This is a genomic window from Thioclava pacifica DSM 10166, assembly GCF_000714535.1.
GTDB lineage: Bacteria > Pseudomonadota > Alphaproteobacteria > Rhodobacterales > Rhodobacteraceae > Thioclava > Thioclava pacifica.
In genome coordinates, this window is the sequence record NZ_AUND01000038.1 from 155,377 (window position 1) to 180,916 (window position 25,540).

Consider the following 25,540-nt stretch of genomic DNA (forward strand, 5'->3'; position numbering starts at 1 on the left):
GTCTACCGATTTTGCGCCCTTCGATAAAGGCTTTCGCGCAGTCGCAGGGTCCAGCCGGCGGATCGGCGGGTAAAACTTGCGACAGATGTGCCGCAGCGCGGGGTTTTGGGCAGGGAAATGTTGCGATTTGCGCAGATTTCCGGTTCACTGGCGAAAACAGAACGAGGCCAAAGGCCCGGATACAGGCATGAATGAGATCTACACCGAATTCTTCGGACTGGCGGAGCGGCCATTTTCGCTGCTGCCCGATCCCGATTTCATCTATTGGTCGCCCGAGCATCGGCACGCGGTGACGATGCTCGAATACGGGCTGTTCTCGCGCGCGCCGATCACGCTGATCACCGGGGAAGTGGGCGCGGGCAAGACGACGCTGCTGCGCTACCTGATGGCCTCGATCTCCGATGATGTGACGATGGCGCTGGTCTCGAATGCGCGCGGCGGTCGGGAGGATGTGATCCGCTGGATCATGCTTTCGCTCGGTCAGCGGATCGAGCCGGGCGAGGATTACGTTCTCATCTACGACCGTTTCCAGCAATTCCTGATCTCGGAATATGCCGCCGGTCGGCGCGTGGTGGTGGTGATCGACGAGGCGCAAAACCTCGATGCGGGGGTGCTCGAGGAGCTGCGCATGATCACCAATATCAACGCCGACAAGGACGAGCTGGTGCAGCTGATCCTGATGGGGCAGCCCGAGCTGCGCGACCTGATCGCGAAACCAGAGCTGCGCCAGTTCGCGCAGCGGGTCTCCTCGGGGTTCCATCTCGGACCGATGCCCGCCGATTGTGCGCAGGCCTATATCGATCATCGCCTGTCTGTCGCCGGAGCGGCGCGTCAGATCTTCACGCCCGAAGCCTCGCAGAAGGTGCATGCCTATTGCGGCGGCATCCCGCGTCTGATGAACCAACTTGCCGATCTCGGGATGGTCTATGCCTATTCCGCGCGCTCCGACGAGGTGACCGCCGAGATCATCGACAAGGTGATCGAGGACAATGTCTTTTACTTGCCCGTCGAAAGCCAACGCCAGCGTCCGCGCGCGGTGGCCGGGCGGGGCGAGGGGGATCTCGCTGCGCGCGGGAGGCCGTGATGCGCGATCTGCGCTTTTACGCCTCACTTCTGCTGCGTCGTCTGCACTGGCTGATCCTGCTCACGCTGATCGGGACGATGGCGGGGCTGGTCGTGGCGCGGCTGATCACGCCGATCTATGAGGCCAATGCGCTGCTTGTGGTCGAGGGAGAACGCATCCCCGACCAGCTCGCCTCTTCGACGGTGCAGACCGATACCAATGCCAAACTTCAGGTGATCCGCAAGCGGGTGCTGGCCCGCGACAACCTGCTCGACATGGCGCGGCGGATGGACCTTTACCCGGGGCTTCTCACAGCCTCGGGCGCGCGCGATGTCGACGCGGTTTTCAGCGCGCTGAGCAATGATCTCTCGATCGAAATCACGAAGGATGCGGGCTCCGGGGGCGACCGAAAGAATGCAACCTTCATGACCGTATCCTATATTGCGGGCTCGCCCACGCGGGCCGCGCAGGTGGCGAATGAACTGGTTACGCGCATCCTCAAGGAAGATGCCGATATACGCACCAAAGCCGCGCGGGACACGCTCGATTTCTTCTCGCGCGAAGTCGACCGCCTGAATGCCGAACTCGCGAAATCTTCCGCCGCGATCCTCCAGTTCAAGCAGGAAAATTCCGCGGCCCTGCCGGAGCGTTTGCCGGTGTTGCGCGATCAGTTCGCGGCGCTTCAGCTCTCTGCGCCGCAACTCGCAGACCAGATCAAGGAAATCGAGGATCAGAAGGACCGGCTGATCCGACGCCGCGAGGTCTCGGGCAAAGAGGTCGATCTTGACGCGATCTATCCCCCTGCACAGCGAGATCTGGCCCGGCTCGAGGCGCAGCGGGACGCGCTGCGTCAGGTGCTGCCCTCCGACGATCCGCGCATCGCTGCGCTCGGGGCGCAGATCGTGGAGTTGGGCGCTGGCGCCTCGGTGCCGCTCGCGAAACCGGCTTCTGCTTTCGAAGAGCGGCTGCGCGCGCTTGAAAACGACCTGTTTGCGGCCCGCGCCCGTCAGGAGGCGGCCGAGGTTCAGATGGCTCAGCTTCAGACCGAGATCGCGAAGGTTCCGGCAAATGCCGCCGCTCTCGAGGCGCTGCAACGCGATCACGAGAACCTGCTCGACCAGTACGGCCGCGCGACGAAATCCCGCGCAGTGGCCGAAACCGGCGATACGATCGAGTCTCTGGCGAAGGGCGAAAAGCTGACCGTGATCGATCAGGCGGTCGCGCCGAACGAACCGGTCAAGCCCAACCGCAAGACGATCACCATCGCGGGCTTCGGGGCAGGCTTCGTCCTCGGGCTGTTGCTGATCGTCGGGCGCGAGCTCCTCAATCCCGGTATCCGCCGTCCCGAGGATCTGCAACGCCAGCTGGGCATCACCGCCTTCGCGACCTTGCCCTATATCGCGACGCCCGCCGATCTGGCGCTGCGTCGGCGCCAATTCATGATTTCCTCGGGAATGGTGCTTGGCGCTCTGATCGTGGTTCTTGTTCTTTTCGGGCTGCTCTACATGCCGCTCGACCGGATCTTCTGAGAAGGGAAGGGCAGATGGCCGAGAGAATTCGCGATGCGATCGCCAAGGCCCGGGCGGCCCGGATGGGGCAGGGTGGGCCGGACCCGCGTCCGCTGAACGCGGCGCCGCAGGCGATGACGCTGCGTGCCGGACCCGCCGGTGCGGCGTGGGCCGCACTCTCGCCGCTCGAGCCGAGCCCGGTCAGCCTGCGCACCAAGCGGGTCGTGGCGCGCGAGGGTGGGGCGGAGGCTGGCCCCTTCGACATGCTGCGCACCAAGATCTTGCAACAGATGCGGACGAATGGCTGGACGCGCCTGGCGATCACCTCGCCGTCAGCGGGCTGCGGTAAATCCACCATCGCGCTCAATCTGGCCTTCAGCCTCGCGCGCCAGGAGGAGATTTACCCGATCCTGCTCGAAGCTGATTTGCGGCGCCCCTCTCTGGCGAAGTTGCTCGATATCGAAACGGGGCCGCAGGTCTCGGAGGTCTTCGCGGGACGTGCCGAGTTCTCCGATCACGCTTTGCGGGTGGGGCCGAACCTGGCGCTTGGGCTCAATACCAAGCCCGTAGCGCGTCCGGCCGAACTGATCCAGTCGAAGACCTCCGGCGAGGCGCTCAAGCGCATCGAGGCGATCTACCGACCCGACCTGATCATCTTCGATACCGCTCCGGTTCTGGTCAGCGACGATACGCTGGCGCTCGCGGCCCATGTCGATTGCGTGCTGATCATCGCCGCGACCGAGGAGACGACGATCAAGGAGATCGATATCTGCGAGCGCGAACTGGCCGAGCGTACCAATGTGATGGGCGTCGTCGTCAACAAGTTCCGTTTCTCGGGGCCCGAATATGGCTATGGCTACGGCTATGGATATGGCGAGGAACACGCGGGCTGAGGGCCCCCCTTTGCCTTCCGTCATGCCCGTGCCATATAGCCCCGGTAAGGCGTCCCCGGCCGAGCCCGGCCGCGCCGTGACCCATGCGCCAAACCCTGATCCGAAAGGCTGCCATGACCCGCACCATCCAATCGCTTGCCGAGATTTCGAAACCTTATGACGCGCTGTTCTGCGACCTCTGGGGCTGCCTGCACAATGGCGTGGCCCCCTTTCCCGAGGCGGTCGCGGCCCTTCAGGGCTTTCGCGCGCAGGGCGGCAAGGTGGTGCTTCTGACCAACGCGCCGCGCCCGGCGAAATTCGTCATCGAGGCGCTCGACCGGATGGGCTGCCCGCGCGATGCCTATGATCTTGTCGTGTCTTCGGGCGATGCCGCGCAGGATGCGATGTTCGCGGGCGCGGTGGGCAAGAAGGTCTGGCATCTGGGCCCCACGAAAGATGATGGCTTCTTCACCGAAATTCCGGAGGAATGGCAGGGGCAGGCCGAGATCACCCGCGTCGATTTTGAGGAAGCCGAGGGGATCGTCTGCACCGGACCCTTCGACGAAGACACCGAAGTGCCCGAGGATTACCGTCCGAAATTCCTGCTCGCGAAGACGCGCGAGCTGCCGATGCTCTGTGCCAATCCAGATATCGTCGTCGATATGGGCGAAAAGCGTATCTACTGCGCGGGCGCACTCGCGGCGCTTTATGAGGAGATGGGCGGCGACGCGATGTATTTCGGCAAGCCCCATCCGCCGATCTACGATCTGGCGCGGCGCAAGCTGGCACGGCTCGGGGGCGTTGACGATGCGCGCATTCTTGCGGTGGGTGACGGGATCAATACCGATGTGCCGGGGGCTGCCGGCGAGGGGATCGATTGTCTCTTCGTGACCGGTGGTCTGGCGCATGACCAGTTCGGCCCTGACCGGGACAACCCCGATCCCGAGTTGCTGCGTGGCTGGCTCGGCGCGCGCCAGCAGGATCCGCTCTATACGATCGGCACCCTGCGTTAAGCCAAAAGTCTAAGGGCAACTTTGTTGCGCCTTTAAGCCTGTTCGGGTAAAAAAGTTGCGCAGGCATCTTGCCTGTGCGCTGCTGCATGTGCTATGCCGCAGCGCAACATGAACTTCCGGCAGGGACTTATGGATATGCTCGACAATATGCCCCGTGGCACGATCTGCATCGAAGATCTGGAAATCGGCATGGTTCGTTATCTGCGCAAGCAGGTGACCGACCGCGATATCGAGATGTTCGCCGAGGTCTCGACCGACCATAACCCCGTGCACCTGGATGACGACTACGCCCAGGACACGATCTTCGAGGGTCGAATCGCCCACGGCATGCTGACCGCGGGCCTGATCTCTGCGGTGATCGGCGAACAGCTTCCGGGTCACGGCACGGTTTATCTGGGCCAGTCGCTCAAGTTCATGGCGCCCGTGCGCCCCGGCGATGTGGTCTATGCCGAGGTGAAGGTGACCGCGATCGATCATGCGCGCCGCCGTGTCACGCTTGAAACCCATTGCGCGGTGGGCGATACGGTGGTCGTGAAGGGCGAGGCGCTGGTTCTGGCGCCCTCGCGGAAGTTCGACTGACCCGGCGGGCCCCGCCGGAGGGCGGGGTGATGAAGCGCGTAACCTCTTGGACATCGCTTGATGCTGCTGCCCGTGGCGCTTCTGTCGCCATGGGCAATTTCGATGGCATCCATCTCGGCCACCAGTCGGTGATCGATCAGGCGCGGGGCCGCGGCGCGCCGCTCGGTGTCATCACGTTCGAGCCCCATCCACGCGAGTTCTTTGCCGCCCGCGCTGGCAAGACCTTGCCGCCCTTTCGCCTGATGAGCCCCGAGTCGCGTGCCAATCGGCTCGCCAAGCTTGGCATCGATGTGCTTTACGAACTGCCTTTCAATGAGACGCTCGCCGACATGACCGCCGAGGCTTTCGCCCGCGAGGTTTTGGCCGAGGGGCTCGGCGTGACCCATGTCGCGGTGGGCGGAGATTTCCGCTTCGGCAAGGGGCGCGAGGGCGACGCCGCGATGCTGGTCGAGCTGGGCCGGACCTACGGGTTCGAAGTCACGATCGCGCCGCTTCTGCATGTCGAGGGGGTCGAGGCGTCGTCGACGGCCATTCGTGCCGCTCTCGCCGAGGGCCGTCCGGAGGATGCCGCGAAGATGCTGGGCCACTTGCACCGCATCGACGGCGCGGTGCTGCACGGCGACAAGCGCGGGCGCGACCTTGGTTATCCGACCGCGAATATGTCGGTGGCGGGGCTGCACCTGCCGAAACTCGGTGTCTATGCGGTGAAGTTCGACGTGCTGACCGGCCCGCATCAAGGCAATTACCTTGGTGCTGCGAGCCTCGGCGTTCGCCCGATGTTTGGTGAGAACACCCCCAATCTCGAGACCTTTATTTTCGACTTCAAAGGCGACCTCTATGGCGAACATGTCTCGGTCGCGCTGGTTGAATATCTGCGCCCCGAGATGAAGTTCGACAGCCTCGCCGCGCTGGTGGCGCAGATGGATGCCGATTGCGCGAAGGCGCGGGAGATCTTGGCGGAGTAGGGGCGAGGGCTGCCATTCGAGCGATCCGCCTTGGGCGACCAGCTCCGGTGCACGCACGAATGTCGCCCGGATGTGACGCCATAAAGCGCAGACCACGCAACGCGCGAACGCCCTCCCCAGGTCGGGCGCGGCCCTCCCCGCCATGATCAAATCGCAGATCCGCTCACGATCCGCCGATCCCCCCTTTCCATTTCGCCGCCGCTGCCCCATTTTCCGCGCCATGACCAAACTGCGCCCCGAATTCTGGAAGCTGCCGCTGAAAAAGCTCACCACCCCCGAATGGGAGGCGCTGTGCGACGGCTGCGGCAAATGCTGCCTGAACAAGCTCGAATACGAGGATACGGGCGAGGTGGTCTTCACCCGCGTCGCCTGCCGGCTGCTCGATGGCGAGACCTGCCGCTGCACGCAATATGACATTCGCCACCAATTTGTCCCCGAATGCGTGACGCTGACCCCGAAGTCGATCAACAAGATCGCCTATTGGATGCCCGCGACCTGCGCTTATCGGCTGCGCTTCGAGGGCGAGGACCTGCCCGAGTGGCACTACCTGATCTCGGGCTCGCGCGAGAGCGTCCACGAGGCAGGCGAGAGCGTGCGCGGCTGGACCGTGCCCGAATTCGAGGTGCCCGAAGACGAATGGGACCAATACACGATCGAGGACCTCTCATGAATTTTGCCTCCGACAACACTTCCGGCGCGCATCCCGCCATTCTCGAAGGGCTCGCCGCCGCCAATGCGGGCCATGTCCATTCCTACGGCGCGGACCCGATCACGGAAGGCGTGCAGGCCAAGATCCGCGAGATTTTCGAGGCCCCCGAAGCGCGCGTCTATCTGGTGGCGACCGGAACTGCGGCGAATGCGCTGTCCTGTGCGGTGCTGACCCAGCCCTGGGGCGCGATCTTCTGCCATCGCAACGCCCATATCGAGGAAGACGAATGCGGCGCGCCCGAGTTCTACACGAACGGATCGAAGCTGGTTCTGGTCGACGGGCCGGATGCGAAGATGGACCCGGATCTGCTGGCCCGCACCATCGCGCATACGGGCCGGGGCGGCATCCACAATGTCCAGCGCGGCATGGTCTCGATCACCAACTCCACCGAGGCCGGCGCCGTCTATTCGCCCGCCGAGGTCGCGGCGCTGACGGATGTCGCGCGGCGTTTCCACCTGCCGGTGCATATGGACGGGGCGCGCTTTGCCAATGCGCTGGTCGCCGCCGGCTGCACGCCTGCCGAGATGACGTGGAAAGCGGGCGTCGATGTGCTCAGCTTCGGCGGCACTAAGAACGGCTGCATGGGCGTCGAGGCGGTGGTGATTTTTGACCCCAAACGCGCCTGGGAATTCGAGCTGCGCCGTAAGCGCGGCGGGCATCTGTTTTCCAAACACCGCTTCCTCGCGGCGCAGATGCAGGCTTATCTGGCCGATGATCTTTGGTTGAAGACCGCGCGCCATGCCAATGAAATGGCTCGGAAACTCTCGGAAGGGATCAGCAAGGTCGAGGGCGCGAAACTGATCCACCCCACCGATGCCAACGCGGTCTTCGCGAGCTTCCCGCGCGGGGCGCATAAGCGCGCGAACGAGGCCGGGGCCTATTATTACCTCTGGCCCTTCGATCAATCGCTGGACGGTCCCGAAGACGAACCACTGGCCGCACGTCTGGTCTGTTCCTGGGCGACGACGCCCGAGGAAATCGACGCGTTCCTCGGCCATCTCGCCTGATCTCAGCGCCCGGGAAGGTCGCGAAAAGCGATCTTCTCGGGCGGCCCATCCCATTCCGGATGCTCCGCCTGTGCGGCCTTCAGCGCTGCGCGGAACCGCCGGATCGCCCCGAGCCCGGGAATGCGCGGGATATGCGCCAGCTCCCAATGGATGCCGTTGATCGGATCGTCGAAGAACACCGCGTAATAGCCCGGCGCATAGACGGAATATTCCTGCGGGGCATCCGTGACCGACAATCCGCGCGGGATCAGGAAGTCGCGGTGAAACGCATCCACCTCGGCGCGCGATTTCGCCCAGAGCGCGATGTGATGAAGGCCCACCGCGCGTGCCTCGTGATCCAGCTTCTCGCCCGAGCGCGCGGGCTGGATGCCGATATAGGAATGCGGCATCGGGAAACGGGCCATGTAATAGGTCGAGCGATAGCCGATATCGAGCGTCCAGAAACTCTTGTAACCAAGCCAACCGAACATCGCGTCATAGAAGGCGATGGAAGTCTCGTAATCGAGCACCGAGACCTCGACGCGATTGAGCCCGCGCCAGCGCATCGGCACCCTCCTTGCTTTCCCTGATAGATAACCGCGCTAGATCAACTCTCAATGACCTGTCACGCAAACGAGACCTGGCTAGAGAGTACGCGCATGCACGAAGCTTCTTGGGGTTTCGGGCCGGGGGCCGGAAAATCGCCCCAATTGGGTCACGCCCGCGTCCCCTTCGCGCGTAAGGCTGTGACCATGATGATGCGTCTCGCCAACCCTTTCGTGCTGCCCGCCGTCGGCTCGCTCCCGGCTCTGTCGCGGCGCGTTCTGGCGCTTGCGGCGATGGCAGGGCTCTCGGGCTGTCTTTTCTATAGCCATATCGCGCTGGATATCGGAGCGATGCCGCTCTGGCTGTTTGCGGGTTGTCTTTATGCGCTTGGCGTCGGTCTTAGCGCGGCGGTCATCTTGGCTTTCCTGCCGGGGCTGAGCCGGTTCATCGCTTTCACCGCCCTGTCGCGTCTGGGGCTCGCGCTCGTGGCCGCGCAGATCCCGGCGGTGGCGTCCTTGCTGATCAGCACGCCCGCGCTCAACGCGACGCTCGTGGTTGGTTTTGCGTTGGGTCTGCAGCAGATCGCGCGGGTCCAGCCGCAACTCGCACGCGGCGTGCAGCGGTTTGCCCTGACCTGAACACTCAAATGTTCGAAACAGGGTAGGGCGGCTGCCACGGGATCGCGGCCCCGGCTTGCGCGACCGTGTCGCGTGGGATCTCGAAAAGCACCAGATGGCTCAACTCGGGCCGCGAACGCGAGGCGTAGATCAGCCCCTGCGCCCCGTCCGATCGCGCGCGATCCGAGAAGACCCAGGTCGGCGAGGGCGCGCCCGCCTTGCGCCCGCCCTGCCAAACGACCGAGGCCGCAGCCTGATCAGGCGTGCCGCGCAGATCGACCATCCGCGCGGTGTCTATCCGTAGGGGAACGATCACGCGGGGCGGATCGGCTGCGCGCACATACCGCCGAAGCGCCACAGCCGCGCCCTCCGCACTCAGCGAGGCATAAAGCGCCGCCTGCCCGGAATGATGAAACCGGCCCTCCGGGTGGCGGGCCGGTTCAAGCGCATCCTCGGCGCGGTCGGCGAAGAGGATCCGCCAGACCGTGCCGTGAAAAGGGATCACTCGGCTTCGCCCTGCTCGGCCAGCCAGCGTTCGGCATCGAGCGCGGCCATGCAGCCCATGCCCGCAGAGGTGACCGCCTGACGATAGGTGTGATCGGTCAGATCACCGGCCGCGAAGATCCCGGGCACCGAGGTCCGGGTCGAGCCCGGCTCCACCCAGACATAGCCGCCCTGCTGCATCTTGAGCGTGTCCTTCACCAGCTCCGACGAGGGCGCGTGGCCGATCGCGACGAAGAAGCCGTCGCACGGGATGACCTTCTCGGTCCCGTCCACGGTCGATTTCACCCGCACGCCGGTCACGCCCAGCGGTGCTTCGGTGCCGAGGATCTCCTCGACCGTGTGGTTCCACTCGATCTCGACCTTGGGGTTCTTGAACAGACGGTCTTGCAGGATCTTCTCCGAACGCAGGCTGTCGCGGCGATGCACCAGCGTCACCTTCGAGGCGAAATTGGTCAGGAACAGCGCCTCTTCCACGGCGGTGTTGCCGCCGCCGATCACCACGACCTCCTTGCCGCGATAGAAGAACCCGTCGCAGGTGGCACAGGCCGAGACGCCGAAGCCCTTGAACTTCTCTTCCGAGGGAATGCCGAGCCATTTCGCCTGCGCACCCGTCGCGAGGATCACCGCCGAGGCCTCGTAGGTGGTGCCCGAATCGCCCTTGGCGATGAAGGGGCGCTTGGAGGTGTCGAGATCGGTAATCATGTCCATGATGATCTCGGCGCCCATCGCACGAGCGTGCTCTTCCATCTTCACCATCAGGTCGGGGCCCTGGATCTCGCTCTCGCCGGGCCAGTTCTCAACCTCGGTAGTGATCGTCAGCTGGCCACCCGGCTGCATACCCTGCACCAGAACCGGCTCGAGCATGGCGCGCGAGGCATAGACGGCGGCCGTGTAGCCCGCGGGGCCGGAGCCGATGATCAGAACCTTGGTTTTCTTCGTCTCGGACATGCCCGCCTCCTTTGAAATCTGCCAGTCGGATATAATCGGCGCGCGCCGCGGCGAAAAGCCCCCGCTTGCTGCGGCGAATTGCTCTTGCGGCATCTGGCGCGAAATATTATTGCGCAACCTGACGCCCGCAGGTAAGTTCCGCAGCAAGTCACGAAGGAAAGTTTCAAATGCCCACCTCCCGGCTCGACGACATCGACCGCAAGATCCTCGCCGAATTGCAGGCCGATGGTCGGATGACCAATGTCGAGCTGGCCAAGCGTGTGGGCATTTCGGCCCCGCCCTGCCTGCGCCGCGTGCGCACGCTGGAGGAGGCAGGCTATATCCGTGGCTACCATGCCGATGTGAATCCGCGCGAACTGGGCTTCGAGGTCCAGGTCTTCGCGATGGTGCGCCTCCATTCCCAGGCCGAGTCGGACCTCTCTGCCTTCGAAGCGCGCTGCCGCGACTGGCCGCTCGTGCGTGAATGCCACATGCTCAATGGCGAGATCGATTTCGTGCTGAAATGCGTGGCGCCGGACCTGTCGAGCTTCCAGAGCTTCCTTACCGGCGAGCTGACCGCGGCAGACAACGTCGCGAGCGTCAAGACGAGCCTCGTGATCCGCTGCGCGAAGGACGATCCCGGCGTTCCCTTCGACGTGCTCGAAGAGCGTATCTCCAAACTCGCCTGAGGCTCTTTCCAGGTTAGACCCGTTGCCGGAGGGGCGCCGCCCCTCCCTTCGCTATGCGAATTCCCTCCCCGGGATATTTCAAGCAGTTGGAGCCAGAGGGCTCTCTTTTTCCAACTGCGTCAAATATCCCGGGGGTGAGGGCGAAGCCCGAGGGGGCAGCGCCCCCAATTTTCCGGATATATCTCGCTCTCAGCGTGTCTCTTTCGGGCGCATCACCAGCCAGATCAGCGCGGCGCCCGCGAGCGTCAGGAAGGGTAGCATCGCGAGGTTGACGGCCTGCCAGCCTGCCTGCGCATTGCCGCCCTGAGCGCAGTTCATCAGTCCGCCCGACGATAGCGAGGCGAGGAAGACGCCGCCGAAGACGACGAAATCGTTCATCCCCTGTACATGGCCGCGCTCGGAGGGTTCATGAGCCGAGGCGAGCATTGCGGTCGAGCCGATGAAGCCGAAATTCCATCCCAGACCAAGCAGGACCAGGGCGAGGTAGAATTTCTCGAGATCGACCCCGGTCAGCGCCACGGCCCCCGAGGCCGCGAGGATCACGAGGCCGGTGCCCACGATCATCTCCTTGCCAAAGCGCGCGATCAGGTGGCCGGTGAAGAAGCTCGGCAGATACATCGCGAGCACGTGGGCCGAAACGATATTGGCCGCATCCCCTTCTTCGAACCCGCAGCCCACGACCGCAAGCGGTGTCGAGGTCATCACCAGATTCATCAGTGCGTAGGAGACCATGCCGCAGATCATCGCAACCACGATCACCGGGTCTTTGAGCAGCTCGCGCCGTGTGCGGCCCTCGTGATGTTCGTGCTTCTTGCGCCGCCCCGGAGCGGGAATATCGAGGAAGGCGAAAAGAAATGGGCCCATCGCGTTGATTGCGATGATCACCAGATAGGTCGCCATGAAGGGCACGAGCATCGCTTGGCTCGTGACCTTCACCAGTTGTGGGCCGATGATGGCCGCGACGAGCCCGCCTGCCAGCACATAGGAGATCGCCTTGGCCTGAAACTCGGGGCGCGCGGTGTCGGTCGCGGCGAAACGGTAGAAGCCCTGGGCCGACATGTAGACGCCGGTCAGGAAAGAGCCGCCCATGAAGATCCAGAAGGAACCGATATAGAGCGCGTAGGCCGCGACCGCCGCCCCCGTCGCGCCGGCGGCGTTGGACAGAATAAACCCCGCGCGGCGTCCGTAAGCGCTCATGAATTCCGACATCGGCTGTGCGGAGAGCACCGATCCCAGCACGATCAGCGACAGCGGCAGCGTCGCGAAACAGGGATTCGGCGCGAGCATCTGGCCTGCCAATCCCCCAACGGTGAAAATCATCGGCATCTGCGCGCCGAGAAGGGCCTGGGCGAGCACGAGGACGATGGTGTTGCGCTTCTCGCGCGGGAAATCCTGGGGGGAGGTAATATCGCTCATAACCGCTTGCTATCCTGCACGAAGAGGGCTGGCAAGCGCGCGCGTGATGGGGCAGGGTGGCGGCCATGGTCGGACGCATCATCACCTGCGAGGCGGATATCGAAGAGGGCACCGCGTGGCTCTGTCGCGCCGAGCCGCGTTTCGCCGAAGTTTGCGAGATGACGGGCCCGTGGCCCCTGCGGCGGCGCGAGGATGGGTTTGCCGCCCTGCGCGATGCGATCATCGGCCAGCAGGTCTCGGTCGCGGCGGCCAATTCGATCCGGGGCAAGGTGCTCGATGCGGGATTCGCAGAGCCGGCCGCGATCGCAAGCGCGACCGAGGAGAATTTGCGCGCCTGCGGGCTCTCGCGCCAGAAAGTGCGCTATCTTCAGGCTCTGGCGGGATCAGGTGTCGATTTCGAGGGGCTGCGCAGCCTGCCCGACGAGGAGGTGATCGCGCAATTGCTGCCGATCCCCGGCATCGGGCGCTGGACCGTTGAGATGTATCTGATCTTTGCTCTGGGCCGGGCGGATGTCTTCGCGGTCGACGATCTGGCGCTGGCCGAGGGGGCAAGGTTGCTCTTCGATCTGCCCGAGCGGCCGAAACGCAAGCAATTCAATGAACTTTCCGCCGCCTGGTCGCCCTGGCGCGCGGTTGCGGCGCGCGGGCTCTGGGCCTATTACGCCGCGTGCAAGAGACGTGAAGGAGTGGCGCCATGACGCGCAAGCTGGAAGCCGGTCGCAAGGGGCCGCAATCGGGGCAGGTGAAATCGGCAGTGGTCTTCCTGCACGGCTATGGCGCGGACGGGGCGGACCTGCTGGGCCTTGCCGATCCGCTGGGGCCGCATCTGCCCGATACGCTTTTCGTTGCGCCCGACGCGCCCGAGCCCTGCCGCGCAGCGCCTTATGGCCGGCAATGGTTCCCGATCCCTTGGCTCGACAACTCGACCGAGGCGGAATCGCTTGAGGGCATGCGCGCGGCGGCTGCGGATCTCAACGCCTTTCTCGACGGGTTGCTCGAAGAGCAGGGGCTGAGGCCGGCGCAACTCGCGGTGATCGGCTTTTCGCAAGGCACGATGATGGCGCTCGAGGTGCTGCCGCGCCGGGAGGAGGCCGTGGCGGGGCTCGTGGCGTTCTCTGGCCGCTTGCTGCGTCCCGAGGCGCTGGGCCCGGAAGCGGTGAGCAAGCCGCCGGTTCTGCTGGTGCATGGCGATCAGGATCCGGTCGTGCCCTTCTCGGATATGGGCAAGGCGGGCGATGCGCTCGTCTCGGCGGGCTTTGACACCTATGCGCATGTGATGAAAGGCACCGGCCACGGGATCGCGCCGGACGGCTTGTCCGTGGCGCTTGCCTTCCTGAGCGACAAGCTGCCTGGCTGATCCGTCACGTCCCTGTCATGGCCGCCTGCTAATCCGTGCTGCAAAGCAGCAATTCGCGACATCAAGAGGCTTGCCAGATCGCGAACGCCATATATAGTTATTGGTAAGGCAGGGGCGGACCCCGCCCCTGGGCCGCGGCAGGCGACAGGGCGAGGACGGAGTCACCCATGCTGGATGAGTGCGACAGGATTGATTTTCGAACGCAGTTTACCCGCGAGCCGGCGGCGCTGAGACGGCACCCTGCGCTTGTGCTCAACGCGGATTTCCGACCGCTTTCCTACTACCCACTGTCGCTGTGGCCATGGCAGGAGGCGATCAAGGCGGTCTTCCTCGACAGGGTCACGATACTGGCCGAATACGACGAGGTGGTGCGCAGTCAGCGCGAGGCCTTCAAGATCCCCTCGGTCGTCGTCCTCAAAGAATATGTCCGACCCCAGAAGCGCGTGGCATTCACGCGCTTCAATCTTTTTCTGAGGGACGAATTCAAGTGCCAGTATTGCGGAAAGAAGGGCGATCTGACGTTCGATCATGTCGTTCCGCGCTCGCGTGGGGGGATCACCAGCTGGGAAAATGTCGTTGCGGCCTGCGCGCCGTGCAATCTCAGGAAGGCGAACAAGCCGCTTGAGCATTCGGGACTGAGGCTGCTCAAGCCCGCCCGCCAGCCGCAACCCGAGGACATGCTGCGCATCGGGCGCCGCTTCCCGCCGGGCTACCTGCATGAGAGCTGGATGGATTTCCTCTACTGGGATACCGAGCTCGAAGCCTGATCCTGTCCACCCCCGGTCGCTCATGTCGCAGGCGGGCGATTTGTCTGGCGCAACGCGCCCCGTGCGCTTATGGCTTTGGGCCATGACCGACACCCTGCCTCCGTGCCCCGAATGCGCCTCCGAATTCACCTATCAGGTCGATGCCCTGCTCATCTGCCCGGAATGCGGCCATGAGTGGTCGCCCGGCGCCGAGGCAGAGTCGGAGGCCGTGGTGCGCGACGCGGTCGGCAATGTACTCGCCGATGGCGACACCGTCACCGTGATCAAGGATCTCAAGGTGAAGGGATCGTCCTCGGTCGTGAAGGTCGGCACCAAGGTGCGCGGCATCCGGCTCGTCGAGGGGGATCACGACATCGACTGCAAGATCCCCGGCATCGGTCCGATGGGGCTCAAGTCGCAATTCGTGAAGAAGGTCTCGGACTGATCCGGGCGCGGTAGCGCGGTCATCGCCGCCGCGCGACCCAAGTGCCCTTGCAGCCGCCGATCGAGTCGTAATTACCGACGATCCGTCCCTTCTCGAGATGGCCTTTGAGCGAGCCGACCTTGCGGCCGCGATAGAAGAAATTCCCCTCGATACGGTCTTTGCCCACGACCCGGCCAGCAATGCTGTAGGACGCGCCGTAACGGTTCGTGGCCTCGCCCGAAAGCCTGCCATTCGCGATGCGCATGCCGCCATAGCCCTTTGTGCAGGCGCGATACATCTGCGCGATGCTTGGGAAGGGGGTGTAGGTGCCGAGCCAAGCGCCATCAAGCTTGCTGGGATGCCCACCGCCGCGTGGCGGTTCGGGCACGCAAGCTACGAGTGCAAGGAGCGCGGCCCCTGCAAAAGCCGCCCGCCGAGAGATCTTTCCGATGCCGTGTCTTGCCATCTCATCCTCCCTTGTCCGCCGCCGATGCCGCTTGCGTCATTCGATACCGATGCTGAGGGTGAAGCGCGCCGCCGTGTTCGAGATGTTGTAGACGGTCACGCGGTTCTCGCCGTTCATCCAGAGCTGGCCGCGATAGGATCGTCCGCCCCCGCGGCTCTCGTAGAGCAACTGGCCGTCGGGGGTGAAAATGTTGAAATGCAGACCCGGCGTGTCGGCATCCAGTCGCGCGGTGAGGAACTGATCGGCCCGCGCACCGAGCCGGTAATTGATCGCTTCTCCGGGTGCGAGGGTCGATGTCAGCATCGCGCCGCTCGTGCCGGGGGCAAAACGGACCTCCTGGTCGCGCGTCTCAGGTTCCGACACGCGCGGCGCCGGGGCGGAGCCTTCGCGCAGAAAACGCCCCGCGACCCATCCGGTCAGGTCGCCCTCGGTCGCCGCGACCTTGCACCAGCGCTGGCCCCCGGCCATGCGGCAGCCCATGTTGCGCAGGATCGCGCCTTCGGGGAAACGTCCGATGATCTCGTTGCCGGTGGATGGGCCTGCACGCAGGTTCAGCGGATCGTTGATATCACCAGTGTGGACCTCCCAGTAATCCGGTCCGCCTTGCAGCCCGTCGGCATAATCGCCCTGAACGATCGGGCCTGCCTGCCCGGTGATCCCGACCCGGATCTCGTAGTTCGCGACTTCGTCGCGCCGCGCCGCCGAGCGCATCATGTAGACCGAGACCTTGTAGACGCCGGATGCGGGCAGCGTGCCAGTGTAGTGATTTAACTCGGGCGTGAACTGGCTGTTCATGATCGCCTGATCTCCGGGCCCGCTTCCGGGGCCGTAGAGGTTGAAATAGGTCGCTGTGTGTCTCGTCGACAGCTTGATGTCGATGCTTTGCCCGGCCTCGGCGCCGATCGTATAGATCACGCTGTCATAGCCCTTGATACGATCCTTGAGCACCGCATGATCCGCCCCGGCCGCGAAATGCACCGGCACCTCGCGCATCTCTTCCGCAAAGGAGGGGGAAATGCCGGTTAGGATGAGGCACATGATGTAACTTGCGACAAGACGCATCGTTTCGCTCCCTTCGATCAGCTCCCTTTCGTTGAGGTTATCACGAAAAGGAGAGGCGCAGGGGAGATTTGTGGTCAGGCCGATCCCGGAAGCTTGCTGCCAAAATAGCGGCGCAAGTCGCGCATCGACGCAAATTGGATCGCTATGAGGCCGATCGCGATCAGATATCCCGCCGCCATGAAGGGCCAACCCGACAGCGGCAGGTAGTGTATTGCCGCCACCGTGATGGCGGCCAGGCAGGTGGTAAGGATCGAGGCAATCATAGGTGGGAGTTGCATGACCTTCCGCAAACGCACCAGCGAGAGGCTTATCCCCGCAACCTCGCCGAGCACGCCGAGCCAGATCACGGCGTGGAAGGATCCGGTCTGGGTGAGCACCAGGTAGCTTATGGGAAGAAGGGCGACGCGCGGGAGGCTGCCCCACAGGCCATTGCTCGTTTCGCCCACCGATAGGGCGGCAATGCTGGGGGCGGTTCGGATGCCATAGGCCGCACTGAAGGCGGCGAAGGGCACGAGCAATGGGATCAGCGCTGCATAGTCCTGCCCCAGAAGTCCGAGAACGAGCGGCTTGCCGAAGAGCAACGTGCCCAGCAAGAGCAGGCCCCCCGCGAACATCGCGGCTTCAATGCTGGCAAGGAAGAGATGGCGATGCGTCTCCGTTTCCCCCATCGCATGCGTCGCTGAGAGCTTGGGCAGGAAGAAGTTTCGCACCGAGTTTGCAGCGATCAGGGCTGGCGTCAGGGTGAGCGCCGTACCCATCGCGAAAATCGCCAGCGCTTCCATTCCCGAAACACGTCCGACGATGATCTTGTCGCCTTGGAAAACGAGGTAGATCAGCACCGCATTGGCGAGCAGGGGGCCGCCGAACCGCAGGCTTTCGCGCATCACTTGCGGGTTCAGGGCAAGCCGATAGGGGCGCTCGGAAAGTACATGGGAAACCAAGACACCGAAACCGGCCATCAGGATGTGGGCCCAGAGCGCCACGCGCCAATCCCCGAACATCATCATCAACGGCCAGACGGCAAGCAGGGCTCCGAGCGCGGAGAGCGTGCCGGTCAGCAACATCGGTCGGTATCGCCCGCTGCGTTGGAAACGGTGGATGTCGAAATGCTGAAGAGCGGTAAGAAACGGCACGAGGGCCAGCCAGCGATAGGCCGGAGCCGCTTCCGGAATGTCGAGAAAATTCGCAATGGGACCGGCCGCCGCCACGAGCAGCAGCGCCCCGACGAGGCCCCGCAACACTTGAAAGCCTTGTAGCGTCGCCTGAAATTCCGGATCGTCACCGCGTTTCGACTGCACGATCTGCTGATGCAATTCGAGCGTCGACGCCATTTCGATGATGCCCATGATCATGGCGAAGGTTGCTGCAACGCCATAATCGGCGACGGGAATGAGCCGTGCGATGACGAGATTGCGCCCAAAGAGCAACGCCGATTTGGCAGCGTTCCCGGATAGGATCAGAATGGCGGTGCGAAGCATGCTCGGTCCGGCAAGGCGCGGCGCGAAGCCGTGCGGATTTCGACGCACTATCTCGTCCGGCGGCGGTTTCGGTCAACCCGCCTCTGCGCCCTGTTGCAGGACCGCCACGGCCCAGAGCCCCCATAGACTTGTCAGCCCCGAGCCTTTGCTGTTCAACTGCTGCGCAAAACGAGAATGATCGAGCAGGGTTTTCTAAGTGGTGTATTCGAACCGCATCAGAACGCGTTCTTTTGACGTCAGGCTCGGGAACGGGGCTGCTTGCTATGGCTGACGCCGCCGTCATCATCCCACATTACAACGATGTCGAGCGGTTGATCCGCTGCCTCGACACGCTCACGCCGCAGCTCGATGCGCGAGTGGAGCTGCTGGTTGTGGACAATAACTCCACCGTCGATCTGGCCTCGATCCGTGCTGCGTACCCGGATTTGCGCATCGTGACCGAGGTGAAGAAAGGTGCAGCCGAGGCGCGCAATCGCGGCGTGGCGGAAACGACCGCGCCGCGGCTCTTCTTCATCGACAGCGATTGCGTGGCCGATCCCGACTGGATCGCGACGGCCTTCGCCGTGGCCGACCGGGGCGATCTGGTGGGCGGGCATGTCTTCGTCTTTGATGAAACCGCGCCGCCGCGTTCGGGCGCGGAAGCATTCGAGACCGTCTTCGCCTTCGATTTCCGTCGTTATATCGAGGAGAAGGGGTTTTCCGGCACCGGCAATCTCGTCACGCGGCGCGATGTCTACGAGGCGACGGGGCCGTTCATCGCAGGGCTCTCCGAGGATCTCGATTGGTGCCGCCGCGCGACCGCGAAAGGGTATCGCCTCGTCTATGCCGAGGAGCTGCGCGTCGGCCATCCCTCACGGCAGGACTGGGCGGCACTGAGCCGGAAATGGCGCCGGCTCACCGAAGAAGGTTTCGGCGTGAATGGCGTGGGCGCGATGGACCGGCTGCGCTGGGCGGGCAAGGCGCTTTTGATGCCGGCCTCGATCCTCGCCCATATCCCCAAGGTGCTGGGGCATCCGGGGCTGAACGGAGCGGGAGAGCGGATGCGGGCCTTGGGAACCTTGGCGCGGCTGCGGCTCGCACGAATGGGCTGGATGCTGCGACAGGCGCTCTTCGGATCACTGTAGCGGCGCAAGGGCCACAATCAGGGCGTGTCTTGCGTGAGGGGTTGAAAATCCTTGCCCGAACACGGTTTCAGGCCCTATTTTTGACGCAAGATAAGGTTAGAGCGACGTCAACAAAGTCGCCAAGACAGGCAGGCAGCGATGGAGCAGATCGCGACAGCACGAGGGCATTTCGCCCGTGCCTTTGGGTGCGGGCTGTTCGGCTGTGCGATTTCTATGGTGCTGGCAGGTCCCGTTTTCGCGAAAGACTGGAAGGTCGGTTCGCCGCAGGAATTGACCGATGCGCTTGCCCGTATCGCGCCCGGAGATGTGGTCGAGATTGCGCCGGGGAGTTACCCAGCGCTGACAGTTTACAAGAAGTCTGGCGAGGCTGATGCGCCGATCGTGATCCGCTCTGCCGATCCGGAGGCCCCGGCCAGGATCGGAACGATGGATTTGCGCGAGGTCAGCCATCTCGTGCTCGAAAATCTTGATTTCGATTACGTCTATACGCTCGGCGATGCCGCCAATTTGCGCCCGTTTCAGGTCTTCACCACGCGTGATCTGACGATCCGCGACAGCCTTTTCGATGGCGATGTCGCACCTCCCGATCCCGCCCAGCCCGAGCTTGGCCCCTTGCCGACGGGGTTCGGGCTGGCGCTGCGCTCTTCGACCGATATCACGCTCGCGCGCAACGAGTTCCGCACCTTCTATCGCGGAGCGATCATCAGCGACTGTACCGATCTCACAGTCGAAGATAACGATATCCACGCGATGCGGATGGACGGGCTCAATTTCGCGCAAGTCGAACGGCTGCGGATCGCGGGCAATCATATCCACGATTTTCGCCGCGCGCTCGGATCGGGCGATCATGCCGACATGATCCAGTTCTGGACCGCCGGGACCGAGCGTCCGAGCCGCGACGTCGTGATCGAGGGCAATGTTCTGAACTCGGGGTTGGGTGGGTTCACCCAGTCGATCCTGATGCGAAACGAGTTGGTCGATCGCGGTGAGGCGGGCGATGAGATGTTTTACCGCAACATCGAGATCCGCGATAACGTCATCATCAATGCGCATGTGCACGGGATCACCGTGGGTCAAGCCGATGGAGTGGCGATCGAGAACAACACGCTGATCCACAATGTGTTTTCCGAAGGCGAAAAACGTGATCCGGCGCTTTGGATTCCTCAGATCCGAGTGGCGAAAAATTCGCGCGACGTAACGATCGCGCGCAACGCGGTCGGCGAGATCTCGGGACCGATCGGCCAGCCCGACTGGCGTGTGAGCGGCAATCTCCTGATCCAGGATCAACGCCCCGGGCAGCCCGATTATTATGATGCGCTTTTCGTTTCCGCGCGCACGGGGCTTCCGACCGACCTCGGAAACTTTGCCTATTTGCCGGGCGGCGCGCTCGCGAACGCTGGTGTCGGGGCACCGATGCTCGACACACTTTCTGAAACTCCGGCGCTTCAGCCTGTTGTGCGTGTCAGCAAGTCGCGTGACGCGGAGAGGGAACTTCTTTTCGATGCAAGCAAGACGATCCTGCCGGATGGGGTGACGCCCGACGAGGTCACGTTCGATTGGCACATCGGCGATGAGGGCAAGCTCGAAGGAGAGGATGTCCCGGTGCGCTTCGCGCGTCCGGGAAATTACGAAGTGACGCTCACGGCGACGCTTCCGGATGGGCGGAAGGCACGCAGCGAAAACCGGGTCGTGGTCAGCGACAGCCGCGTGTTGCGATATGACCCCCAGATCGGACGTATCATCTCTTATGTGGGCCGCGAGCCCGAACCTCTTGCGACGCTTCCAATCAGTCCGGGCGCGCTTGAGTTTGGGCTTGGAGGAGGGTCGATCGAGGTTCCCGCGGAATTGATTGCTCCGTTTTTCGGCGCCGATGGCTTCACGATCAGGTTCAGCCTGCGTGCGATGGGGGATTTCAAATCGGCTGGCGAGCTCTTGAGAATTCATCAGTCCCTCGTCGTCACCGTCAGCGGCCGTGGTACGCTCACCGTGGAATTCTGGCCGGGGAACGGTCAGAGACTTTTCCTGAGAACGAAACGCCTTCCTCTCTTCGACGGGGACTGGCATGAAATCACGCTGCGCTACTCCTCTACCGAAAAGCGTTTTGAGGTCTTGGCCGGCGAGGATGTGATTGGTGAGGGCACGGTTTCGGGCCGCGTCAGACCGCTTGAATACTGGGGGCTGGCGCTCGGGAATCCGTTTGGCCAGGGCAAAAGCTTCCATGGCGAATTGCGCGCGCTGGAGCTTGACGCGACCGGATCAGCGGTGATGGGAGCAGCCCACTGATGCGTGCGGGCGTGATCAGCCCCGAGCGTCATCGGCAGTTCGAACGCCGCGGATCAAAGGCGAAATCCGGCGACCCGTTGCCAGATGCGGACCTGTTCAAAGCGAAACTGCCTAAGCCGGTCTTCATCATGATGCTGGCAATCCTCGTCCCGGTTGCCTTCCACCTCGGGCCTCTTGCATTGACCGGAGTCCGTTTGGTTCTCCTCGTGGCGGTCCTGCCGTTGCTGTATCGGCTCTTCACGGGCCAGTATGGAAGAATGCTGTTGATCGACTGGCTGTTCATCGCGCATTTCCTGTGGGCGGCGCTCGCCCTCGCGGTGAACAACCCAGATCGCGTCATCCAGCAGGCGGGCTCGGTCGGTATCGAGTTTCTTGGCGGTTACATGATGGGGCGGGCCTATATCCGGACCCGCGAGGATTTCGCAGCTCTTGCCAAGGCCCTGGTCTGGTCCGTGGTGTTTCTTCTGCCTTTTGCCCTCGTCGAGGCAAAAACGGGCACCCCGCCGCTCGCGATGTTGATCAATAAACTGCCGGGGCTTTCCTCTATCACGCTCGTCTATGCGGAGCCGAGGCTTGGCCTCGAGAGAGTGCAGGGATCCTTCAATCACCCAATCCTCTTCGGGCTCTACGTGTCGGTCAGCTTTCCGTTCGCTTTCGTCGCGTTCAAGGGGATCCGGTCGCGCTTATGGCGGGTCGTCATGGCCGGTATCGTCCTCTTCACGGGAGCTTTGGCGCTTTCGTCTGGGGCGCTGTTGGCTCTTCTTCTCCAGATCGGTCTGATTGCATGGTACCAGACCTTCAAGGGGATAGAATGGCGGTGGTGGCTTCTGATTGGCCTGTTCGCCCTGAGCTATGTGGCGATCGATCTCCTCTCGAACCGGACGCCGATCAGGGTTTTCATGTCCTATGCCACTTTTTCGGCCCATACGGCCTATTGGCGTATGCTCATTTTCGAATGGGGAATGCACAATGTCTGGTCCAATCCAATCTTCGGGATTGGTTTGAACGACTGGGTGAGGCCTGCCTGGATGCACACGCCCAGCGTCGATAATTTCTGGCTGCTCACGACGATGCGATACGGCATTCCGGGGTTTCTGTTGCTGGCAACGGGCTACGGGCTTGGACTTGCTCAGATCATGAGGCGCGATTTCTCTCAGGATCCACGCCTGCTCGTGTTCCGCCGGGCGTGGGTTTTCACCTTTGTCGGTCTCTCCTTTACGCTCTGCACCGTGCATGTCTGGGACTCGGTCTATGCCTTCGTGTTCTTCATGTTCGGGGCCGGACTTTGGATGATCGACACGAAGCCGAGCGCACAGGCGAAAGCACCGCGCCCTTCTCGAGACGCGAGCACCGGGAGCTTGGGTGCCGCCTATTCGCGCTTCGGGCAGAGCAGGAAGCGGGACGCATGACGATCGGCAAGTTGCGCGTTCTGATGATCGCGCCGCAAGTTTCTCGAGAAGCGACGGGCGAAGCTTTCGTCGCGTTCAAGTGGGCGCAAGCACTGAGCTCTCGCGTCGAGCTCACGGTTGCCTGTCTTGACAGTCCGGGCCACACACCGCTGAACGAGCAGCTTCCGCAGGCGCGTGTGATCAGCTGGCCTGCACCGCGCCTCTTCGATCGCGCACCGCGATTGCGGGCGATGCTCAAGCCTGAATGGCCTTTCTTTTCGGCCAAGCTGCGGCGTTGGCTGCGCGATCACTCGAGTGAGTTCGATATCGCGCACCAGATCATGCCGCAGGCGATGCGCTATGCGACGCCGCTTCGTGGACAAACTCTGCCTTATGTCATCGGACCCCTCGGTGGCGCGCTTTCGACGCCGCCCGGTTTCAAGGCAGAAATGGGCAAGGCAAAATGGTACACGCGGCTGCGTGCCCTTGATCATCTGCGCCTGCGGTTGGACCCAGCTCTCAGGGCGTCTTACTCCGAGGCGGCGCTTGTGCTTGGGGTTGCCCCGTATATCCACGATCATCTGTCCCCGATACATCTTCGCGATTATGAAAACGTCCTGGAGCTTGGTATCGAGGAAGCCGCAGCTCCGAGCGCTCCGAGCGCAGATGGCAAGATCAGGCTTTTACACGTCGGGCGTGGGGTCCGAACCAAGGGGTTGCGCGACGTGATCCGAGCCCTCGGCATCCTGAAAGAGCGGACAAATCTGTACTTTGAGAGCGCAGGTGATGGAGAAGAGATCGCGATCTGTCGCGCCGAAGCGGACAGGCTCGGTGTCGGTGATCGCTGCACGTTTCATGGGCTCATCCCCCGTGAGCAGGTCGAAACCCTCTATGCGCGCGCGGATATCTTTGTCTTCCCCAGCTGGCGCGAACCGGCGGGAAATGTGCTCTACGAGGCTATGCGCTGGGGGCTGCCGGTGATCGCAGCTGCCCGTGGCGGTCCCGATGGGATCGTTGAGGAGGGCGTGACCGGACTCAAATGCGCGGTCTCCACGCCAGAGGCGCTGGCCCGCGATGTCGCAGATGCGATTGAGCGGCTCGTCGACGATCCGGCTCTGCGCATGCGGCTTGGAGCGGGAGGCAAGGAAAAGGTGCTTCGCGAAGGGCTATGGACGGTCAAGGCCGAAGGGCTCGTGCGTCTTTATGAACGCGCGCTGGGACGCTAACGCCCGATCTTCGCGCGCGCGTCCGGGCTTAGCGCCGACAGGACCTGTTCTGGTGGACCCATCCCGAAGAACCCGCGCAGAAGCGCGCCCGCTTCGGCACGATAGCCGTTCGCGGCCAGTTGCGCGGCTTTCGCCAGCGACCACGCGGCCCCACCGATCAACCCGGTTGGAAAATGACGGCGCAGGAACATCGCCCGCGCGCGGTGTTTGAAATATTGCGAGAAGGGCGAGGCCACGGACCCCATGCGCTGCGAGCCGATCGCGGTGCCCGCGACGTGACGGACCACGGCGCCTTCGCAAAAGGAGATCGGCAGCTCGCCCCGGCGCAGTGCCCAGTCGACCTCTTCGTAGTAAAGGAAATAGTCCTCCGCCATCGGCCCCGCCTGTTCGACAAAAGCCCGCGTGGCCACGAGGCTGGCGCCGGTCACGAAATCGATCCGCGACGGGTCGGGGGCAGGGGAGGTCGCAGGGGCGAACTGATTGAGGTTACGGGTGATCCCGGTGCGCCGGTCGATCACCCCGCCATCGATCTGGATCTTGTCCGGATCGTCGCCATAGACCACGCGATGCGCAATCATCGCGGCGCCTTTCGGCCCTGGATCGTGGGTGGCGAGCAAATGGGGGGTCTCGGGCGGCACCACGCAATCGGGATTGAGCAGCCAGAAGCGCTCAAGGCCCGGATTGGCCGCCAGCCGGGCAAGCCCCAGATTGACGCCGGCCGCGAACCCGCCATTGGTTCCGGCTTCGATCAGCGCGATCCCCTCCTGACCCGCTTGCACCGCGCCCATCAGATCGGGAACCGCGGCGCGGATCGCCTCGACCGTGTCATCGGGCGAGGCGTTGTCGACCACGACCACATGCAGCGCTACCCCGGTCGCCGCGCGCAGCGAGGCGAGGCACGCCCCGATCACATCGGCCGAGCGATAGGTGACGATGATGACGCCAAGTGCGGGACGGTCCGAGGCCATGATCTGGCCGCTCAGACCCCGCGCGAGAGGGCCGCGACGCCGGTGCGGGCGACCTCGGCCAGACCCAGCGGGCGCATCAGATCGGCGAAAGCGTCGATCTTCTCGGGCGTGCCGGTGATCTCGAAGACGAAGCTCTCCAGCGTCGAGTCGACCACGTTGGCGCGGAAGATCTCGGCCAGACGCAGCGCCTCGATGCGCTTGTCGCCGGTCCCCGAAACCTTGATCAGCGCCAGTTCGCGCTCAACCGGCGAGCCCTCGACGGTCAGGTCCTTCACTTCGTGCACCGGCACGATGCGGCCAAGCTGCGCCTTGATCTGGTCGATCACGCTCTCGGTGCCGCGGGTGACGACGGTGATGCGGCTTTTGTGGCCCTTGTGATCGACCTCGGCGACGGTGAGGCTGTCGATGTTGTAGCCCCGGCCCGAGAACAGCCCGATCACGCGAGCCAGAACGCCAGCCTCGTTATCGACGATCACGGCGAGCGTATGCGAGCTCTCGATCTGGCTGTGGCTGTCGCGCAGGTCGTAGGCGGAGTGGCTCGAGGAGCCTTTCTTGATCTTCAGAGCGGCCATTGCCTCTCTCCTTTACGTTGCTCGGACCCGTTCTTCGAATTGGTCCAGATAT

The 25,540-nt window shown here is 63.5% G+C and carries 27 protein-coding genes; 18 read left to right on the forward strand and 9 right to left on the reverse strand.

Annotation, left to right across the window (positions count from 1 at the left end):
• The first annotated feature begins 187 nt into the window (after nucleotides 1-187).
• From TP2_RS14720 to TP2_RS14755, 8 genes are all read left to right on the forward strand, one after another.
• Nucleotides 188-1,084: an ExeA family protein gene (locus tag TP2_RS14720; RefSeq protein ID WP_169739545.1), complete on the forward strand. Its 897-nt coding sequence runs from the start codon at nucleotides 188-190 to the stop codon at nucleotides 1,082-1,084.
• Complete coding sequence (locus TP2_RS14725) at nucleotides 1,084-2,592, forward strand: GumC family protein (RefSeq protein WP_038079054.1); 1,509 nt, start codon at nucleotides 1,084-1,086, stop codon at nucleotides 2,590-2,592. The genes TP2_RS14720 and TP2_RS14725 overlap by 1 nt, the downstream gene beginning before the upstream one ends.
• A gap of 14 nt (nucleotides 2,593-2,606) precedes the next feature.
• A complete protein-coding gene (locus tag TP2_RS14730; RefSeq protein WP_051692678.1) occupies nucleotides 2,607-3,464 on the forward strand; it encodes a CpsD/CapB family tyrosine-protein kinase in 858 nt (285 codons plus the stop codon).
• 113 nt (nucleotides 3,465-3,577) lie between these two features.
• Nucleotides 3,578-4,456, forward strand: coding sequence for a TIGR01459 family HAD-type hydrolase (locus TP2_RS14735; RefSeq protein WP_038079056.1), 879 nt, complete (start codon nucleotides 3,578-3,580; stop codon nucleotides 4,454-4,456).
• Between the two features lie 135 nt (nucleotides 4,457-4,591).
• Nucleotides 4,592-5,035 carry a MaoC family dehydratase gene (locus TP2_RS14740; RefSeq protein ID WP_038079180.1) on the forward strand — a complete coding sequence of 148 codons (444 nt, stop codon included), beginning with the start codon at nucleotides 4,592-4,594 and terminating at the stop codon, nucleotides 5,033-5,035.
• A gap of 29 nt (nucleotides 5,036-5,064) precedes the next feature.
• On the forward strand, nucleotides 5,065-6,000 hold the full coding sequence (locus TP2_RS14745; RefSeq protein ID WP_038079058.1) for a bifunctional riboflavin kinase/FAD synthetase: 936 nt from the start codon (nucleotides 5,065-5,067) through the stop codon (nucleotides 5,998-6,000).
• 220 nt (nucleotides 6,001-6,220) lie between these two features.
• The gene (locus TP2_RS14750; RefSeq protein ID WP_038079182.1) at nucleotides 6,221-6,670 is read left to right on the forward strand and encodes a YcgN family cysteine cluster protein; all 450 of its coding nucleotides are present in this window, start codon (nucleotides 6,221-6,223) and stop codon (nucleotides 6,668-6,670) included.
• A complete protein-coding gene (locus TP2_RS14755; protein ID WP_038079060.1) occupies nucleotides 6,667-7,716 on the forward strand; it encodes a threonine aldolase family protein in 1,050 nt (349 codons plus the stop codon). The genes TP2_RS14750 and TP2_RS14755 overlap by 4 nt, the downstream gene beginning before the upstream one ends.
• 2 nt (nucleotides 7,717-7,718) lie before the next feature.
• Here the strand turns inward: TP2_RS14755 and TP2_RS14760 are convergent, their stop codons facing one another.
• Nucleotides 7,719-8,261 (reverse strand): VOC family protein, encoded by a 543-nt coding sequence (locus TP2_RS14760; RefSeq protein ID WP_038079062.1) that lies wholly within the window; start codon nucleotides 8,259-8,261, stop codon nucleotides 7,719-7,721.
• A 186-nt stretch (nucleotides 8,262-8,447) separates the two neighbouring features.
• On the opposite strand from TP2_RS14760, the gene TP2_RS14765 reads away from it, so the two are divergent.
• Nucleotides 8,448-8,879: a hypothetical protein gene (locus TP2_RS14765; protein WP_038079066.1), complete on the forward strand. Its 432-nt coding sequence runs from the start codon at nucleotides 8,448-8,450 to the stop codon at nucleotides 8,877-8,879.
• A 4-nt stretch (nucleotides 8,880-8,883) separates the two neighbouring features.
• On the opposite strand, the gene TP2_RS14770 is transcribed toward TP2_RS14765, so the two are convergent.
• Together TP2_RS14770 and trxB are read right to left on the reverse strand one after the other, a co-directional pair.
• Nucleotides 8,884-9,363, reverse strand: a complete 480-nt coding sequence (locus TP2_RS14770; RefSeq protein WP_051692680.1) for an RES family NAD+ phosphorylase — start codon at nucleotides 9,361-9,363, stop codon at nucleotides 8,884-8,886.
• Entirely contained in the window at nucleotides 9,360-10,310 is a 951-nt protein-coding gene (gene trxB, locus TP2_RS14775; RefSeq protein WP_038079069.1) for a thioredoxin-disulfide reductase, read from the reverse strand. The genes TP2_RS14770 and trxB overlap by 4 nt, the downstream gene beginning before the upstream one ends.
• Before the next feature lie 167 nt (nucleotides 10,311-10,477).
• Between trxB and TP2_RS14780 the strand changes: the two genes are divergently transcribed.
• A complete protein-coding gene (locus TP2_RS14780) occupies nucleotides 10,478-10,978 on the forward strand; it encodes an Lrp/AsnC family transcriptional regulator (protein WP_038079071.1) in 501 nt (166 codons plus the stop codon).
• A 189-nt stretch (nucleotides 10,979-11,167) separates the two neighbouring features.
• Here the strand turns inward: TP2_RS14780 and TP2_RS14785 are convergent, their stop codons facing one another.
• The gene (locus TP2_RS14785) at nucleotides 11,168-12,394 is read right to left on the reverse strand and encodes an MFS transporter (protein ID WP_038079073.1); all 1,227 of its coding nucleotides are present in this window, start codon (nucleotides 12,392-12,394) and stop codon (nucleotides 11,168-11,170) included.
• A 65-nt stretch (nucleotides 12,395-12,459) separates the two neighbouring features.
• On the opposite strand from TP2_RS14785, the gene TP2_RS14790 reads away from it, so the two are divergent.
• From TP2_RS14790 to TP2_RS14805, 4 genes are all read left to right on the forward strand, one after another.
• Complete coding sequence (locus TP2_RS14790; RefSeq protein WP_038079075.1) at nucleotides 12,460-13,092, forward strand: DNA-3-methyladenine glycosylase family protein; 633 nt, start codon at nucleotides 12,460-12,462, stop codon at nucleotides 13,090-13,092.
• Nucleotides 13,089-13,751 (forward strand): alpha/beta hydrolase, encoded by a 663-nt coding sequence (locus TP2_RS14795; protein WP_038079078.1) that lies wholly within the window; start codon nucleotides 13,089-13,091, stop codon nucleotides 13,749-13,751. Before TP2_RS14790 ends, TP2_RS14795 begins: the two co-directional genes overlap by 4 nt.
• A 167-nt stretch (nucleotides 13,752-13,918) precedes the next feature.
• Nucleotides 13,919-14,518: an HNH endonuclease gene (locus tag TP2_RS14800; protein ID WP_038079080.1), complete on the forward strand. Its 600-nt coding sequence runs from the start codon at nucleotides 13,919-13,921 to the stop codon at nucleotides 14,516-14,518.
• Nucleotides 14,519-14,600: 82 nt separating this feature from the next.
• Nucleotides 14,601-14,942 (forward strand): zinc ribbon domain-containing protein YjdM, encoded by a 342-nt coding sequence (locus tag TP2_RS14805; RefSeq protein ID WP_038079186.1) that lies wholly within the window; start codon nucleotides 14,601-14,603, stop codon nucleotides 14,940-14,942.
• Between the two features lie 19 nt (nucleotides 14,943-14,961).
• Here the strand turns inward: TP2_RS14805 and TP2_RS14810 are convergent, their stop codons facing one another.
• The 3 genes from TP2_RS14810 to TP2_RS14825 all read right to left on the reverse strand — a co-directional run bounded on the left by TP2_RS14810 (nucleotide 14,962) and on the right by TP2_RS14825 (nucleotide 17,927).
• Complete coding sequence (locus tag TP2_RS14810) at nucleotides 14,962-15,387, reverse strand: hypothetical protein (RefSeq protein WP_038079082.1); 426 nt, start codon at nucleotides 15,385-15,387, stop codon at nucleotides 14,962-14,964.
• A 36-nt stretch (nucleotides 15,388-15,423) separates the two neighbouring features.
• Nucleotides 15,424-16,449, reverse strand: a complete 1,026-nt coding sequence (locus TP2_RS18100; RefSeq protein ID WP_051692681.1) for an SH3 domain-containing protein — start codon at nucleotides 16,447-16,449, stop codon at nucleotides 15,424-15,426.
• A gap of 74 nt (nucleotides 16,450-16,523) precedes the next feature.
• The gene (locus TP2_RS14825; RefSeq protein ID WP_051692683.1) at nucleotides 16,524-17,927 is read right to left on the reverse strand and encodes an oligosaccharide flippase family protein; all 1,404 of its coding nucleotides are present in this window, start codon (nucleotides 17,925-17,927) and stop codon (nucleotides 16,524-16,526) included.
• A 263-nt stretch (nucleotides 17,928-18,190) separates the two neighbouring features.
• Between TP2_RS14825 and TP2_RS14830 the strand changes: the two genes are divergently transcribed.
• The 4 genes from TP2_RS14830 to TP2_RS14845 all read left to right on the forward strand — a co-directional run bounded on the left by TP2_RS14830 (nucleotide 18,191) and on the right by TP2_RS14845 (nucleotide 23,948).
• Entirely contained in the window at nucleotides 18,191-19,051 is an 861-nt protein-coding gene (locus TP2_RS14830) for a glycosyltransferase family 2 protein (RefSeq protein WP_038079083.1), read from the forward strand.
• A gap of 138 nt (nucleotides 19,052-19,189) precedes the next feature.
• On the forward strand, nucleotides 19,190-21,334 hold the full coding sequence (locus TP2_RS14835; RefSeq protein ID WP_038079085.1) for a right-handed parallel beta-helix repeat-containing protein: 2,145 nt from the start codon (nucleotides 19,190-19,192) through the stop codon (nucleotides 21,332-21,334).
• Nucleotides 21,334-22,743 carry an O-antigen ligase domain-containing protein gene (locus tag TP2_RS14840; protein ID WP_206198352.1) on the forward strand — a complete coding sequence of 470 codons (1,410 nt, stop codon included), beginning with the start codon at nucleotides 21,334-21,336 and terminating at the stop codon, nucleotides 22,741-22,743. The genes TP2_RS14835 and TP2_RS14840 overlap by 1 nt, the downstream gene beginning before the upstream one ends.
• Nucleotides 22,740-23,948 (forward strand): glycosyltransferase family 4 protein, encoded by a 1,209-nt coding sequence (locus tag TP2_RS14845; protein ID WP_038079087.1) that lies wholly within the window; start codon nucleotides 22,740-22,742, stop codon nucleotides 23,946-23,948. The genes TP2_RS14840 and TP2_RS14845 overlap by 4 nt, the downstream gene beginning before the upstream one ends.
• On the opposite strand, the gene TP2_RS14850 is transcribed toward TP2_RS14845, so the two are convergent.
• Together TP2_RS14850 and ilvN are read right to left on the reverse strand one after the other, a co-directional pair.
• Nucleotides 23,945-24,916 carry a glycosyltransferase family 2 protein gene (locus tag TP2_RS14850; RefSeq protein WP_038079089.1) on the reverse strand — a complete coding sequence of 324 codons (972 nt, stop codon included), beginning with the start codon at nucleotides 24,914-24,916 and terminating at the stop codon, nucleotides 23,945-23,947. The two genes, TP2_RS14845 and TP2_RS14850, sit on opposite strands and share 4 nt — an antisense overlap.
• Before the next feature lie 11 nt (nucleotides 24,917-24,927).
• A complete protein-coding gene (ilvN, locus tag TP2_RS14855; protein WP_038079091.1) occupies nucleotides 24,928-25,488 on the reverse strand; it encodes an acetolactate synthase small subunit in 561 nt (186 codons plus the stop codon).
• Between the last annotated feature and the right edge of the window lie 52 nt (nucleotides 25,489-25,540).